Origin of the sequence: Micromonospora sp. NBC_01638 (assembly GCF_045209745.1) — a bacterium.
In the GTDB taxonomy this organism is placed as follows: domain Bacteria; phylum Actinomycetota; class Actinomycetes; order Mycobacteriales; family Micromonosporaceae; genus Micromonospora.
Map to the genome: position 1 here is coordinate 824,999 of NZ_CP109273.1, position 13,294 is coordinate 838,292.

The following is a 13,294-nucleotide window of genomic DNA, read 5'->3' on the forward strand; positions in this document are numbered from 1 at the left end:
CGCCGGCCTGCGTCAGCGGCTGTCCGACCCGCCGGTCTCCACGACCGCCCGGCCAGCCTCCAGTCGGGCCACCGGCACGCGGAACGGTGAGCAGGACACGTAGTCCAGGCCGACCTCGTGGAAAAAGTGCACCGAGTCCGGATCGCCGCCGTGCTCGCCGCAGACACCGATCTTCAGCCCGGGCCGGGCGGCCCGGCCCTCCTCGGCGGCGATCCGCACCAGCCGGCCGATGCCGTCACGGTCGATCGACTCGAACGGTGAGATGCCGAAGATGCCCAGCTCCAGGTAGCGCCAGAAGAACGCGCCCTCGACGTCGTCGCGGGAGAAGCCCCAACCCATCTGGGTCAGGTCGTTGGTGCCGAAGGAGAAGAACTCGGCCGCCTCCGCGATCTGCCCGGCGGTCAGAGCCGCCCGGGGCACCTCGATCATGGTGCCGATCAGCACCTCGACCCCACTGTCCCCGACCACCTCCGCGATGATCTTCTCGGCCTCGGCACGCACCGTCTCCAGTTCCTGCACGGCCCCGACCAGCGGCACCATGATCTCCGGTTTTGCTACGCCGCCGCCACGGGCGCAGATGACGGCCGCCTCCGCGATGGCCCGGACCTGCATCGCGAACAGGCCGGGGATGACCAGGCCGAGGCGAACGCCCCGCAGCCCGAGCATCGGGTTCTCCTCGTGCATCCGCCGGACGGCGGCGAGCAGCGCCTCCTCCTTGGCGACGTCCTCGCCACGCTCCTGTGCGACCGCGACGTTGACCGCGAGCTGCTCCAACGGCGGCAGGAACTCGTGCAGCGGCGGGTCGATCAGCCGGACGGTGACCGGCAGGCCGTCCATCTCGCGAAAGATCTCCTCGAAGTCGGCCCGCTGCAAGGGCAGCAGCGCCGCCAGCGACGCTTCCCGCTCACCCTCGGCCCGGGCCAGGATCAGCCGCTCGACCAGCTCCCGCCGGTCACCGAGGAACATGTGCTCGGTGCGGCACAGCCCGATGCCCTCAGCGCCGAAGCGCCGGGCCCGGGCGGCGTCCGCGCCGGTGTCGGCGTTCGTCCGGACCGCGAGCCGCCGCTTCCCGTCGGCGTGCGTCATGATCCGGTGTACGGCCCGGACCAGCGCGTTGTCGATGTGCTCGGGGTCGAGGCTGCCCTCGAAGTACTGCACCACCTCCGACGGCCGGACCGGCACCTCGCCCAGGTAGACCTTTCCGGTGGTGCCGTCGATCGAAACGACGTCGCCCTCGCCGACGGTCTGTCCGGCCACGGTGAACCGCTTCGCCGGCACGTTCACCTCGATGGCGTCCGCGCCCGAGACACAGGTCTTGCCCATACCCCGGGCCACGACGGCGGCGTGGCTGGTCTTGCCGCCGCGCGAGGTGAGGATGCCCTGGGCGGCGATCATGCCGTTCAGGTCGTCGGGGTTGGTCTCCCGGCGGACCAGGATCACCGACGCACCCTCGGCAGCCAGCTCGACGGCCCGCGCGGAGGTGAAGACCACCTTGCCGGACGCGGCGCCGGGCGAGGCGCCGATGCCCGTGGCGACCGGCTGGAACTCGTGGTCGAGCTGGAACCGGGGGAACATCAACTGGGCCAGCTGGGCGCCGTTGACCCGGTGCAGCGCCTCGTCCAGGTCGATCAGGCCCTCGTCGACGAGTTGCCCGGCGATGACGAACGCGGCGGCGGCGGTGCGCTTGCCGACCCGGGTCTGCAACATCCACAGCTTGCCGCGTTCGATGGTGAACTCGATGTCGCAGAGGTCCTTGTAGTGCTCCTCCAGCCGCGCCATGATCGAGAGCAGCTCGTCGTAGGAGGACTTGTCGAGCTGCTCCAGCTCCTGCAGGGGCACGGTGTTGCGGATGCCGGCGACCACGTCCTCGCCCTGGGCGTTGGCCAGGTAGTCGCCGTAGATGCCCTGCGCGCCGCTGCCCGGGTCGCGGGTGAACGCGACACCGGTGCCGGAGTCCGGGCCGAGGTTGCCGAAGACCATGGTCACCACGTTGACCGCGGTGCCGAGGTCGGCCGGGATCCGCTCCTGGCGGCGGTAGAGCACCGCGCGCTCGGCGTTCCACGACTCGAAGACCGCCCGGATGGCGAGGTCGAGCTGTTCGCGCGGCTGCTGCGGGAACTCCCGACCGGTGTGCTTCAGGAAGATCTTCTTGTACGCGTCGACCAGCCCGCGCAGATCGTCGGCGTCCAGGTCCAGGTCGTTGTGGGTGCCCTTGGCGTTCTTGATCCCGTCGAGCGCGTGCTCGAACTCCTCGCCCGGCACCTCGCAGACGGTCTTGCCGAACATCTGGATGAGGCGGCGGTAGGAGTCCCAGGCGAACCTGTCGTTGCCTCCGGCTTGTGCGGAGAGCCCCACCACGCTCTGGTCGTTGAGACCGACGTTGAGGACGGTCTCCATCATGCCGGGCATGGAGAACTTGGCGCCGGAGCGGACGGACACCAGCAGCGGGTCCTGTGGGTCGCCGAGGCGTTTGCCCATCGCGCGCTCCAGCGATTCCAGGTGCGCCTCGATCTGACCGGCGAGCCCGTCCGGCTCCTGTCCCGTCGCGAGGTACGCCTTGCATGCCTCGGTGGTGATGATGAAGCCGGGCGGAACGGGCAGGCCGAGGTTGGTCATCTCGGCGAGGTTCGCCCCCTTGCCGCCAAGCAGGTCCTTGAGATCCTTGTTGCCTTCGGAGAAGTCGTAGACGTACTTGTGATCAACGGTCTCTTGCGCTGCCACCAGAGCCTCCACACACGCGCCGGATTGACACTTAACGAAGGTTCAGTTTCTTTACCCCGGGGCGGACCACCGGCAATCCCGGGGTCGACGCCGATCGGTGGGCGAAGGTTAAGCGAACATCGGGTGACCTGGGACCGTTCGGTGACAATTGGCACAGCCATCACGACTATCCGTGTTCGTACCGGTTTTTGGGAACGCTTCCACGCGCACCATCACGCATCCGGGCCGAGCGCCGTACGCTTGACGGCACGCCACCCGGTGAACGTCACTTTTGCCATAACCGACGCGAATACACCCCCGGAGTCGCCACCGTGTCGACCATCCCCTCTCGCCGCCCCGACGCCACCCCCGCCACCAGCCAGGTGCCGCTGCAGGCGCGGGAACCGGACGCGGCCACGCTGGCCCGGACGGCCGAGCGGGCCGCTGGCGAATTGCTCGCCCCGGCAGCCCCGCACCGGCTGGCCGATGTCGTGCCCGCCCCGCAACAGGTCCAGCCGGACCCGACCGAGGACTGGGTGCTGCCGGCCGAGGCGGTCATCGTGGCCAGCGCCGACCCGGCCGCGTTGGCGGTCGCCGCGCAACTCGCCGAGCTCCTCCGACCGGCCACCGGTTACCCGCTGCCGGTCACCGACGCCACCGCGCCGGAGCCCGTCGGCGGCATCGCGCTGGTGCTGGACGACGCCGCCGGCCTCGGCGCGGAGGGCTACCGGCTCGACGTCACCACCGACGGGGTACGCCTCACCGCCGGCACCGCAACCGGCCTCTTCTACGGCGCGCAGACCCTGCGCCAACTGCTGCCACCGGCGATCGAGAGCCCGGTCCCGCTCACCGAACACTGGGCGCTGCCCGGCGGGACCATCACCGACGCACCCCGGTTCCCGTACCGGGGCGCGATGCTCGACGTCGCGCGGCACTTCTTCGCCGTCGAGGACGTGCTGCGGGTGATCGACCACCTGGCCCGCTACAAGCTCAACCACCTGCACCTGCACCTCACCGACGACCAGGGCTGGCGGATCGCTGTCGACTCCTGGCCAAAGTTGACCACCGTCGGCGCGACGACCGAGGTCGGCGGCGGCCCCGGCGGGCACTACACGAAGGCCGACTACCGGCGGATCGTCTCCTACGCGACCGCCCACCACATCACCGTCGTCCCGGAGATCGACCTCCCCGGGCACACCAACTCGGCACTTGTCGCATACCCGGAGCTGGCACCGGACAAGGTCGCCCCGCCGCCGTACACCGGCACCGAGGTCGGCTTCAGCTACGTCGACCCGGCCGACGAGCGGACGTACGACTTCATCGCCGACGTGTTGGGCGAGGTGGCCGCGCTCACCCCGGGGCCGTGGCTGCACATCGGTGGCGACGAGGCGTTCAAGGTGAAGGGCGAGGTCTACACCGGTTTCGTCGAACGGGTCCAGCGCATCGTGGCTGACCTCGGCAAGACCGTCGTCGGTTGGCACCAGCTCGCGCCGGCCGCCCACGTCCACGATCGGGTGCTGCAATGGTGGGGCACGAACGGCGAAGACCCCACCACGGTCGACGCCGTACGCCGGGGTGCCCGGCTGATCCTCTCCCCCGGCAACCACGCCTACCTGGACATGAAGTACGCCCCGGACACCCCGATCGGGCACGACTGGGCTGGCCTGATCGACGTGCGAAAGGCGTACGACTGGGATCCGGACACACACGTTGCCGACGTGCCTGCCACGGCGATTCTCGGTGTGGAAGCCCCGCTCTGGACCGAATCGGTCACCTCGCTGGCCGACATCGAGTTCCTGCTCCTCCCACGGCTCCCCGCCATCGCCGAGTTGGGCTGGTCGGCCCGGACGACGCACGACTGGGACAGTTTCCGCGACCGGCTGGCCGGCCAGGGCCCGCGCTGGGTGACGGCGGGGATCTCCTTCCACCGCGCGCCCGAGATCCCCTGGCCAACCGCACCAGCCACCCTGACCACAGCCGCCGCATCGGCCACCTCGACCGCCTCGCCCACACCGTCGCAGCGCCGCCCGAGCCGGGCCGACACCACGGCACTTTGACCCTGGCATCCGCACGGGCTGGCGCCAACCGGACGGACGACCATGATCGTTCCGTTTCGGCCGACTTGGTCCGTGGTCGGGGCCACCCTGATCGTGGAATCGGTGGCGGGTCGGGGTCGTTATACCTGGCATGCCGCCGTAGCCCCCGGGCTTTGGTGTGCGGCGCCCCAGCCGGGAACACCCGCCGGGCCGCCACGGTTACATCCCCCTGAGACACCCGACGCCGGCCCCCGAGCCGCCGGGCCGTTCCCGTGAACTTTTCTTCGCACGGTCGCACCGCCCCCGTCGAGTGCCGTGCGGACACCCCCGATGCAGAGGAGCACGCCACCATGCGTACCGATCTGATCCGTAAGACCGCACTGACCGCTGCTGGGCTCGCCTTCACCGGCGGCGCCATCATCGGCCCCGTCACCACCGCCTACGCCGCGTCCGACGCCAAGCCCGCCACCCAGACCCAGACCGACCGCAAGCCCGCCGGTGAGCGTCAGCTGGGTGTGCGCTACGAGGCGCAGCCGAACTTCTACTACTGCGGCCCCGCCGCCGCCCGCAACGCCCTGAGCGTGCAGGGCAAGGACATCAGCATCGACGCCATGGCCAAGGAAATGGGCACCACCGAAGCCGGCACCAACTCCATCAACGACATCACCCCGGTCCTGAACAAGGAAACCGGTAAGAACGACGCCTACCGCAGCGTCGAGATCAGCACCCCCGCCGCTGACGCCAAGCAGACCGACACCCTGCGCGCCGACATCGTCAAGACCGTCGACGACGGCCGCGCCATGGTCGCCAACATCGCCGGCACCAGCGTCGACACCAACGGCGACGTGCACTCCTTCGAAGGCGGGCACTACATCAGCGTCGTCGGCTACCGCGACAACGGCAACGTCGTGAAGATCGCCGACTCCGCCGACCCCAACACCGCCTCCTACGAGATCACCACCGAGCGCCTCGCCGACTGGATCGCCACCCGCGGCTACGCCACCAGCTGACCCACACAACCAACAACGACCGAAGGGCCGGACCCCACCAGGGGCCCGGCCCTTCGTCGTCGTCCGGTCAGCCGGGCCGGGCCAGGCCGGGACCGAATGGCTAGCTGGCCCTCTGGAGCTGATGTCGTAGACGATTCAGGGCATCGACGAGGCGTTGAATCGTCTGCGACATCAGCTCCAAAGCGCGCCAACCCCTGCATCGCCACCCGGGGTCGTGCCCTCGCCAGTGCGGTCAGCTCAGCCGCCGGAGTCGTCCATTTCGGCGCCCTCGGGGACGGTGTCGTCGTCCCGGTTGGCCAGCCAGCCGTCCGGCAGGAAGACCTTGCCCGGCGAGTTGGTGCGTCCGCGCGGCTGGCCCAGGGCGGTCACCGGGAACGGCTCCGTCGGGTCGAGCTTGCCGAGCAGGTCGTCGAGCTGGGCCAGGCTTTCGATCATCGCCAGCGAGCGGCGCAGTTCGCCGCCGACGGGGAAGCCCTTCAGGTACCAGGCGACGTGCTTGCGGAAGTCGGTGCAGCCGTCCCGCTCGCCCCGGGCCGGGTTGCGGGCACCGGCCACGAACTGGTCGACCAGCAGCTCGGCGTGCCGGCGCATGGTCACCGCCACCTCGCCGAGGGTGGGCAGCCGCCGCTCCGACCGACCGTTGAAGGCGGCCTCCAGGTCGGCGAAGAGCCATGGTCGGCCCAGGCAGCCACGCCCGATCACCACGCCGTCGACGCCGGTGTGCGCGACCATCCGCAGCGCGTCGTCGGCCTCCCAGATGTCGCCGTTGCCGAGCACCGGCACGTCGAGGGCCTGCTTCAAGGTGGCGATCGCGTCCCAGTCGGCGGTGCCTGAATAGCGCTGCGCGGCCGTCCGCCCGTGCAGGGCCACCGCGGCCACGCCAGCGTCCTGGGCGGCGAGCCCCGCTTCGACGTACGTCAGGTGGTCGTCGTCGATGCCCTTGCGCATCTTTACCGTGACCGGCACCCCGGACGGTGACGCGGCAGCCACCGCCGCCCGCACCAGCCGGGCGAAGAGCCGGCGCCGCCACGGCAGCGCCGCGCCGCCGCCACGCCGGGTGACCTTGGGAACCGGGCAGCCGAAGTTGAGGTCGATGTGATCGGCCAGGTTGCGTTCCACGACGATCCGCACGGCGGCGGCGGTGATCTCCGGGTCGGTGCCATAGAGCTGGAGGCTGCGCGGCTTCTCGTCATCGCCGAAAGTGATCATGCGCAGCGTCTTCGGGTTCCGCTCGACCAGCGCCCGGGTGGTGATCATCTCGCAGACATAGATGCCGCCGCCCTGCTCCCGGCAGAGCCGGCGGAACCCGACATTGGTGATCCCGGCCATCGGCGCGAGCACCACCGGCGGCCACACCTGATGCGGCCCGAGAGTCAACGGGCGCAGCGCAGGCATGGTCGAGGCAGTCACCGGACAAGTGTACGGGGCCCCGACCGACGCTTTTCGCGTCGGCCGAGGCCCCGTGCGCAGAGTCTCAGCAGCCGGGGAGGCGCTCGATCAGGTAGCGCTCGACCTGGTCCAGGGAGACCCGCTCCTGGGCCATGGTGTCCCGGTTGCGCACCGTCACGGCGTTGTCGTCCAGGGTGTCGAAGTCGACCGTCACACAGAACGGGGTGCCGATCTCGTCCTGCCGGCGGTAACGACGGCCGATCGCCTGCGAGTCGTCGAACTCCACGACCCAGCGCTTGCGCAGCAGCGTCGCGAGGTCCTTGGCCTTCGGCGACAGCGCCTCGTTGCGGGACAGCGGCAGCACCGCCACCTTGACCGGGGCGAGCCGCGGATCGAAGCGCATCACGGTGCGCTTGTCCACGCCGCCCTTGGTGTTCGGCGCCTCGTCCTCGTCGTACGCCTCCAGGAGGAAGGCGAGCACCGCGCGGGTCAGACCCGCGGCGGGCTCGATGACGTACGGCATCCAGCGCTCACTCTTGGTCTGGTCGAAGTACGACAGGTCGACGCCGGAGTGCTTGCTGTGCGTGGAGAGGTCGAAGTCGGTGCGGTTGGCGACACCCTCCAGCTCGGCGAACTCGGTGCCACCGAACTGGAAGCGGTACTCGATGTCCACCGTCCGCTTCGAGTAGTGCGAGAGCTTCTCCTGGGGGTGCTCGAAGAGGCGCAGATTGTCCGCCGACAGGCCGAGGTCGAGGTACCAGTTCCAGCGCTCCTGGAGCCAGTAGTCGTGCCACTGCTCGTCGGTGCCCGGCTCGACGAAGAACTCCATCTCCATCTGCTCGAACTCACGGGTCCGGAAGATGAAGTTGCCCGGGGTGATCTCGTTGCGGAACGACTTGCCGGTCTGCGCGATGCCGAAGGGCGGCTTCTTGCGGGCGACCGTCTCGACGTTCTTGTAGTTGACGAAGATGCCCTGCGCCGTTTCCGGGCGCAGGTAGTGCATGCCCTCTTCGCTCTCCACCGGGCCCAGGTAGGTCTTCATCAGGCCGTTGAACATCTTCGGCTCGGTGAAGGTGCCCTTGTTGCCGCAGTTGGTGCAGTTCAGCTCGGCGAGCGACGTCAGCGGCTTGCCGTGCTTGGCCTCGTACGCCTCTTCCAGGTGGTCGGCCCGGAACCGCTTGTGGCAGGACTGGCACTCGGTGAGCGGGTCGACGAACTCGGCGATGTGGCCGGACGCCTCCCAGACCTTGCGGGCCAGGATCACCGCGGAGTCGAGGCCGACGACGTCGTCGCGCTGCTGGACCATGGTCTTCCACCACTGCCGGCGGACGTTCTCCTTGAGCTCCACGCCGAGCGGGCCGTAGTCCCACGCCGATCGGGTGCCTCCGTAGATCTCGCTGGAGGGGAAGACGAAGCCTCGTCGCTTGGCGAGGCTGACGACGGCGTCGATACGGTCGGCTGGCATGTTTCCTCCTACGCCGGCTGGCGGTCGGCGGGGGCGAGATGTGGATGGAGCGGTCAGTTCGGGGACAACGGTACGACGACCGTCGCCCTGAGCCCAGCAGAATACCGGGGGCGGGTCAGCTGACCCCGCAGACCTCCACGCCACCGGTCCGAGTGTCCTGGCCGAGGCTGACCTGCTGCCGCTCCCGGTCGCCGCCGGCAAGTGTCACGTCGACCGGCACGGTCAGGTTGGTGGTGTCCACCTCACCCACCCGGAATGCGGCGACCTGAGGTTCGGCGGCGGCGCGCCGCTCGAACTCGGGCCGTGACTCGCGCCGCTGCGCGTCGTCGCAGAGCTGCTCGTACGCCCGCCCGTAGTTCCGCTCGACCAGGGCCTGGTAGTAGTCGCCGGTCACGGTGCGGGCCTGCTCCCGGACCGCCTGCACGCCGCTGACGGCCAGGCCGACGACGGCGGCGCCGCCCCCGCCACAGCAGAGCACCACGGCGAGCGCGCCGACGCCGAGGCCGATCCAGAGCCGAGTCCGGCGGCCCTCGGTGGGTGGCGCGGCAAACGGCGGAGCCACGCCGGGACCGGGTGGCGGGGCGGGTGCGGTCATAGGAGCAGCGTAGTGTCCAGCGGCTCAGCGGTAAGGACCCGCAGCCCGATCACTCTCGGCGACGACCACGGCCCCGCCGGGGGCGGCGGTGGCCAGCGCCTCGTACGCGGAGGGTTCGTCGACCGACTCGGCGAGCAGCGGCACGGCGCTGACCTTGACCTCGAAGGCGCCGAGCGCCCGCCGGTACGTGCCGACCGACTCCCATTCGGTGACCAGCGACCAGTGCCGGGGATCGTCGAGCGCCCGGACCAGTTGACCGCGCAGGTAGCCGGTGCGGGCGGCCAGTGCGGTGAGGGCGGCGTGCGCCCGTTCGGTGAAGTCGTCGGCGACATCGACATCGACCACGAACCGGTTGGTCACCAACAACGGGGGTACCTCCTCGTAGAGTCTGCGGGATGCAGCGTACGCAGCGCCCTCTGCTGGCCCGGTTGGCCGGGGCCAACCCCACGTCGGTGTTCCTGCTCACCCTGGTGGTGGTGCTGGTGGCGTTCTTCACGCCGGGGGTGATCGGCGGGTTGCTGACGCTCGCGCTCGCCGCGGTCCTGATCACCCTGTTGGCTACGACCTGGGCGGTTCAGGCGCCGCAGACCCGGGTGATTCGACTCGTGATGCTCACCCTGCTCGTGACTGTGGGTCTCGCGAAGCTGTTCTGACATGCAATCATGCGTTTTTGACAATCATTATCGTTGCCACGGACAGTTGACGACATGACCAACCGCGCCACGTACCGCGTCCTGGCCGCCGCGACCGCTCTCCTCGCCCTGGGTGCCGGGGCCGGCTGCTCCGTCGGTGGTGCCGTCGGCGCCGACCCCCAACGGGTCGACGTGGTGGCCGCGTTCTACCCCCTCCAGTTTCTGGCCGAGCGGATCGGCGGCGACACGGTCCGGGTGACCAACCTGGCCAAGCCCGGTGCCGAGCCGCACGACCTGGAGCTCAACCCGAGCCAGGTCGGTCAGGTCGCCGAGGCGGAGCTGATCGTCTACCTCAAAGGTTTCCAGCCCGCGGTGGATGACGCCGTCGCGCAGAACGGCGGCGACCGGGCGTTCGACGTGACCACCGTGCAGCCGCTGTTGAACGCGACCGCTGGCGGGCACGACCACGAGGGCGAGGAGGGGCACGCCGAGGATGGCAACGGCGGCAAGGACCCGCACGTCTGGCTCGACCCGACCCGGCTGGCCGGCATCGGTGACGAGCTCGCCCAGCGGCTCGGCACGGCCGACCCGGGCCACGCCGCCGACTACACCGCCCGCGCCGCGGCGCTCAGCGCCGACCTGACGACCCTGGACGGCGAGTTCAAGCGTGGCCTGGCCACCTGCCAGCGGCGGGAGATCGTGACCAGCCACGCCGCGTTCGGCTACCTCGCCGACCGCTACCAGCTCGACCAGGTCGGCATCACCGGGCTGAGCCCGGACGTCGAGCCCTCACCGCAGCGGCTCGCGCACGTGATCGAGGAGGCGAAGGAGCACCAGGCCACCACGATCTTCTTCGAGACCCTGGTCAGCCCGAAGGTCGCCGAGACCATCGCCGGTCAGGTCGGCGCGAGGACCGCCGTGCTGGACCCGATCGAAGGGCTCGCCGCCGACAGCAACGGGGACTACCTTTCGGTGATGCGTACGAACCTGCAGACCCTGCAGACGGCCTTGAGCTGCTCGTGACCTCACCTGTCATCACCGTCGAGCACGGGGTGGTCGGCTACGACGGCCGCCCCGTGCTCCGGGACATCTCGCTCACCGTGACCGCCGGTGAGGTGGTCGCGGTGCTCGGTGCCAACGGCTCCGGCAAGTCCACCCTGATCCGCGCCGTGCTCGGGTTGGTGCCGATCAGCGCCGGCTCGGTCACCCTCTTCGACCGGCCGTTGCGCCGCTTCCGACAGTGGGCACGCATCGGGTACGTCCCGCAGCGCCTGGGCGCGGGCGGCGGCGTACCGGCCACCGTCCGCGAGGTGGTGGCCTCCGGCCGGCTGGCCCGCCGGGGGGTGCTCCGCCCGCCGGGTCGGGCCGACCGGGCCGCCGTCGACGCCGCACTTCTCGCGGTCGGGCTCGCCGACCGTGCCCGCGACCCGGTGTCCACGCTCTCCGGGGGCCAGCAGCAGCGCACCCTGATCGCCCGCGCACTGGCCGGTCAACCGGAGCTGCTGGTCCTCGACGAGCCCACCGCCGGGGTGGACGCGGCCAGCCAGGAGGCGTTCGCCGACGCGCTGCGCGACTTCGTCGGCGACGGCGGGACGGTGCTGCTGGTCGCCCACGAGCTGGGCCCGCTGCGACCGGTGATCAGTCGGGCTGTCGTCGTACACGAGGGTCGGATCGCGCACGACGGCGCGGTGCCGGACCCGGCCGGGCACCACGCGGCGCCCGACCACGACCACGTGCACCCGCACTGTTACGACGAGCCCGCCGGGCTGTGGAGCAACTGACCATGGAACTCTTCCAGTACCCCTACATGCAGCGCGCCCTGATCGGCGCGCTGGTGATCGGCCTGGCCGCCCCGGCGCTCGGCATCTACCTGGTGCAGCGGCGGCTGGCGTTGATCGGTGACGGTGTCGGGCACGTGGCGCTGACCGGCGTCGGTGCCGGTCTGCTGCTCAACCGCTCACCGGTGCTGGTCGCGGTGATCGCCGCCACCATCGGCGCGGTCGCCATCGAGGTGGTCCGCGCCCGTGGGCGTACCTCCGGTGACCTGGCCCTGGCCCTGCTCTTCTACGGCGGCATCGCGGGCGGCGTGCTGCTGGTCGGCCTCTCGGACGCGACCAGCGCGAACCTCAACGCCTACCTGTTCGGGTCGCTGACCACCATCTCGCCCGCCGACCTGGTCACCATCGCGGTGCTCGGCGCGGCGATCCTGATCACGATGATCGCGTTGCGCCCGGCGCTCTTCGCAGTCAGTCACGACGAGGAGTACGCCCGGGTCTCCGGCCTCCCGGTACGCACGCTGAACCTGTTGATCGCGGTCGCCACCGCAGTCACCGTGACCATCGCGATGCGGGCCGTCGGCGTGCTGCTGATCAGCGCACTGATGGTGGTGCCGGTCGCCACCGCCCAGCAGGTCACCCGGGGCTTCCGCAGCACCATGACGGCCGCGATGGCGCTCGGATTCTTCGCCGCCGGCTCCGGTGTCTGGGTGGCGGCCACGGCGGACACCGCACCGGGTGCCTCGGTGGTGCTGGTGGCGATCGCATCCTTCCTGGTGGTGGCCGTGGCCAGCGGCGTCTGGCGGGCGCTGCGCCGCCGGGCGACACCGACCGCCGCGGTGACACCGGAACCGCACGAGGTCGTGCTGAATTGATCCTGATCCACGCGACGTCGGTGGTATTGGTTACCGTTGCAGAATGACCAGCGCCACGGGGTACGACGGGTTCGACGGGGCCAGCGAGTTGCTCCGCGCCCTGTCCGCGCCCATCCGGCTGGCCATCGTCAGCGAGCTGGCCGGCGGTGAGCGGTGCGTGCACGAGCTGGTGGAAAAGCTCGGCGCCGCGCAACCGCTGGTCTCCCAGCACCTGCGGGTGCTGCGCGGCGCGGGCGTGGTGCGGGGTTCCCGCCGAGGTCGGGAGATCGCCTACAGCCTGGTCGACGAGCACGTCGCGCACATCGTGGCAGACGCGGTCAGCCACGCCGGGGAGGGATCATGAGCGAGAACAGCGCCACGCTGCGCAACACCCGGCAGCGCTCGGCGGTGAGCGCGCTGCTGGCCGAGATGGAAGGCTTCCACAGCGCCCAGGACCTGCACGCGATGCTGCGGCAGCGCGGCGAGCGGGTCGGCCTGACCACCGTCTACCGCACCCTGCAGGGGCTGGCCGACGCGGGTGAGATCGACGTGATGCGTCCGCCGGGCGGCGAGCACCTCTACCGCCGGTGCAGCGAGGGCCACCACCACCACCTGGTCTGCCGGGCCTGCGGGCGCACGGTGGAGGTGGCCGGCCCGGCGGTGGAGAGCTGGGCCGACCGGGTCGCCGCGCAGCACGGCTACGCCGACGTGAGCCACACCCTGGAGATCTTCGGCACCTGCCCGACCTGCGTCCGCTGACACCCGCGCCCCGGCCGCCATCGGCGCGGACCACCGTCGTAGATCGTGCTCGATCAAGGATGTGGTGGCCTCCCGAGCA

General features: G+C 70.5%; 13 protein-coding genes. 8 read left to right on the top strand and 5 right to left on the bottom strand.

Features of this window, described 5'->3' with window-relative positions; translation table 11 throughout:
- Nucleotides 1-12: 12 nt before the first annotated feature.
- Nucleotides 13-2,721, bottom strand: coding sequence for a pyruvate, phosphate dikinase (gene ppdK, locus OG811_RS03715; protein ID WP_406072139.1), 2,709 nt, complete (start codon nt 2,719-2,721; stop codon nt 13-15).
- 311 nt (nt 2,722-3,032) lie between these two features.
- On the opposite strand from ppdK, the gene OG811_RS03720 reads away from it, so the two are divergent.
- Both OG811_RS03720 and OG811_RS03725 read left to right on the top strand, forming a co-directional pair.
- Nucleotides 3,033-4,757: a beta-N-acetylhexosaminidase gene (locus OG811_RS03720; protein ID WP_406072141.1), complete on the top strand. Its 1,725-nt coding sequence runs from the start codon at nt 3,033-3,035 to the stop codon at nt 4,755-4,757.
- A gap of 329 nt (nt 4,758-5,086) precedes the next feature.
- Complete coding sequence (locus tag OG811_RS03725; protein WP_406072142.1) at nt 5,087-5,746, top strand: C39 family peptidase; 660 nt, start codon at nt 5,087-5,089, stop codon at nt 5,744-5,746.
- Between the two features lie 237 nt (nt 5,747-5,983).
- Here OG811_RS03725 and dusB read toward each other — a convergent pair whose 3' ends face one another.
- The 4 genes from dusB to OG811_RS03745 form a co-directional block, all read right to left on the bottom strand.
- The gene (dusB, locus tag OG811_RS03730) at nt 5,984-7,141 is read right to left on the bottom strand and encodes a tRNA dihydrouridine synthase DusB (protein WP_406075493.1); all 1,158 of its coding nucleotides are present in this window, start codon (nt 7,139-7,141) and stop codon (nt 5,984-5,986) included.
- A gap of 79 nt (nt 7,142-7,220) precedes the next feature.
- On the bottom strand, nt 7,221-8,600 hold the full coding sequence (locus OG811_RS03735) for a glycine--tRNA ligase (protein WP_406072144.1): 1,380 nt from the start codon (nt 8,598-8,600) through the stop codon (nt 7,221-7,223).
- Between the two features lie 115 nt (nt 8,601-8,715).
- On the bottom strand, nt 8,716-9,195 hold the full coding sequence (locus tag OG811_RS03740; protein ID WP_406072145.1) for a hypothetical protein: 480 nt from the start codon (nt 9,193-9,195) through the stop codon (nt 8,716-8,718).
- A 24-nt stretch (nt 9,196-9,219) separates the two neighbouring features.
- The gene (locus OG811_RS03745; protein WP_406072146.1) at nt 9,220-9,561 is read right to left on the bottom strand and encodes an antibiotic biosynthesis monooxygenase; all 342 of its coding nucleotides are present in this window, start codon (nt 9,559-9,561) and stop codon (nt 9,220-9,222) included.
- A 29-nt stretch (nt 9,562-9,590) separates the two neighbouring features.
- Here OG811_RS03745 and OG811_RS03750 point away from each other — a divergent pair, with 29 nt between their 5' ends.
- The 6 genes from OG811_RS03750 to OG811_RS03775 are packed head-to-tail and all read left to right on the top strand — an operon-like array spanning nt 9,591 to nt 13,215.
- Nucleotides 9,591-9,848 carry a hypothetical protein gene (locus tag OG811_RS03750; protein WP_406072147.1) on the top strand — a complete coding sequence of 86 codons (258 nt, stop codon included), beginning with the start codon at nt 9,591-9,593 and terminating at the stop codon, nt 9,846-9,848.
- Nucleotides 9,849-9,902: 54 nt separating this feature from the next.
- On the top strand, nt 9,903-10,850 hold the full coding sequence (locus OG811_RS03755) for a metal ABC transporter substrate-binding protein (RefSeq protein ID WP_406072148.1): 948 nt from the start codon (nt 9,903-9,905) through the stop codon (nt 10,848-10,850).
- Nucleotides 10,847-11,608, top strand: coding sequence for a metal ABC transporter ATP-binding protein (locus tag OG811_RS03760; protein ID WP_406072149.1), 762 nt, complete (start codon nt 10,847-10,849; stop codon nt 11,606-11,608). Before OG811_RS03755 ends, OG811_RS03760 begins: the two co-directional genes overlap by 4 nt.
- Before the next feature lie 2 nt (nt 11,609-11,610).
- The gene (locus OG811_RS03765) at nt 11,611-12,477 is read left to right on the top strand and encodes a metal ABC transporter permease (protein ID WP_406072151.1); all 867 of its coding nucleotides are present in this window, start codon (nt 11,611-11,613) and stop codon (nt 12,475-12,477) included.
- Nucleotides 12,478-12,520: 43 nt separating this feature from the next.
- Nucleotides 12,521-12,820 (top strand): metalloregulator ArsR/SmtB family transcription factor, encoded by a 300-nt coding sequence (locus tag OG811_RS03770; protein ID WP_030338189.1) that lies wholly within the window; start codon nt 12,521-12,523, stop codon nt 12,818-12,820.
- A complete protein-coding gene (locus tag OG811_RS03775; protein WP_406072152.1) occupies nt 12,817-13,215 on the top strand; it encodes a Fur family transcriptional regulator in 399 nt (132 codons plus the stop codon). The genes OG811_RS03770 and OG811_RS03775 overlap by 4 nt, the downstream gene beginning before the upstream one ends.
- Nucleotides 13,216-13,294: the final 79 nt, after the last annotated feature.

Coding starts and splice junctions, on each gene's coding strand:
- OG811_RS03725 (WP_406072142.1), top strand. CDS start 5,087: ATGCGTACCGATCTGATCCGTAAGACCGCACTGACCGCTGCTGGGCTC.
- dusB (WP_406075493.1), bottom strand. CDS start 7,141: ATGCCTGCGCTGCGCCCGTTGACTCTCGGGCCGCATCAGGTGTGGCCG.
- OG811_RS03735 (WP_406072144.1), bottom strand. CDS start 8,600: ATGCCAGCCGACCGTATCGACGCCGTCGTCAGCCTCGCCAAGCGACGA.
- OG811_RS03740 (WP_406072145.1), bottom strand. CDS start 9,195: ATGACCGCACCCGCCCCGCCACCCGGTCCCGGCGTGGCTCCGCCGTTT.
- OG811_RS03750 (WP_406072147.1), top strand. CDS start 9,591: ATGCAGCGTACGCAGCGCCCTCTGCTGGCCCGGTTGGCCGGGGCCAAC.
- OG811_RS03755 (WP_406072148.1), top strand. CDS start 9,903: ATGACCAACCGCGCCACGTACCGCGTCCTGGCCGCCGCGACCGCTCTC.
- OG811_RS03765 (WP_406072151.1), top strand. CDS start 11,611: ATGGAACTCTTCCAGTACCCCTACATGCAGCGCGCCCTGATCGGCGCG.
- OG811_RS03770 (WP_030338189.1), top strand. CDS start 12,521: ATGACCAGCGCCACGGGGTACGACGGGTTCGACGGGGCCAGCGAGTTG.
- OG811_RS03775 (WP_406072152.1), top strand. CDS start 12,817: ATGAGCGAGAACAGCGCCACGCTGCGCAACACCCGGCAGCGCTCGGCG.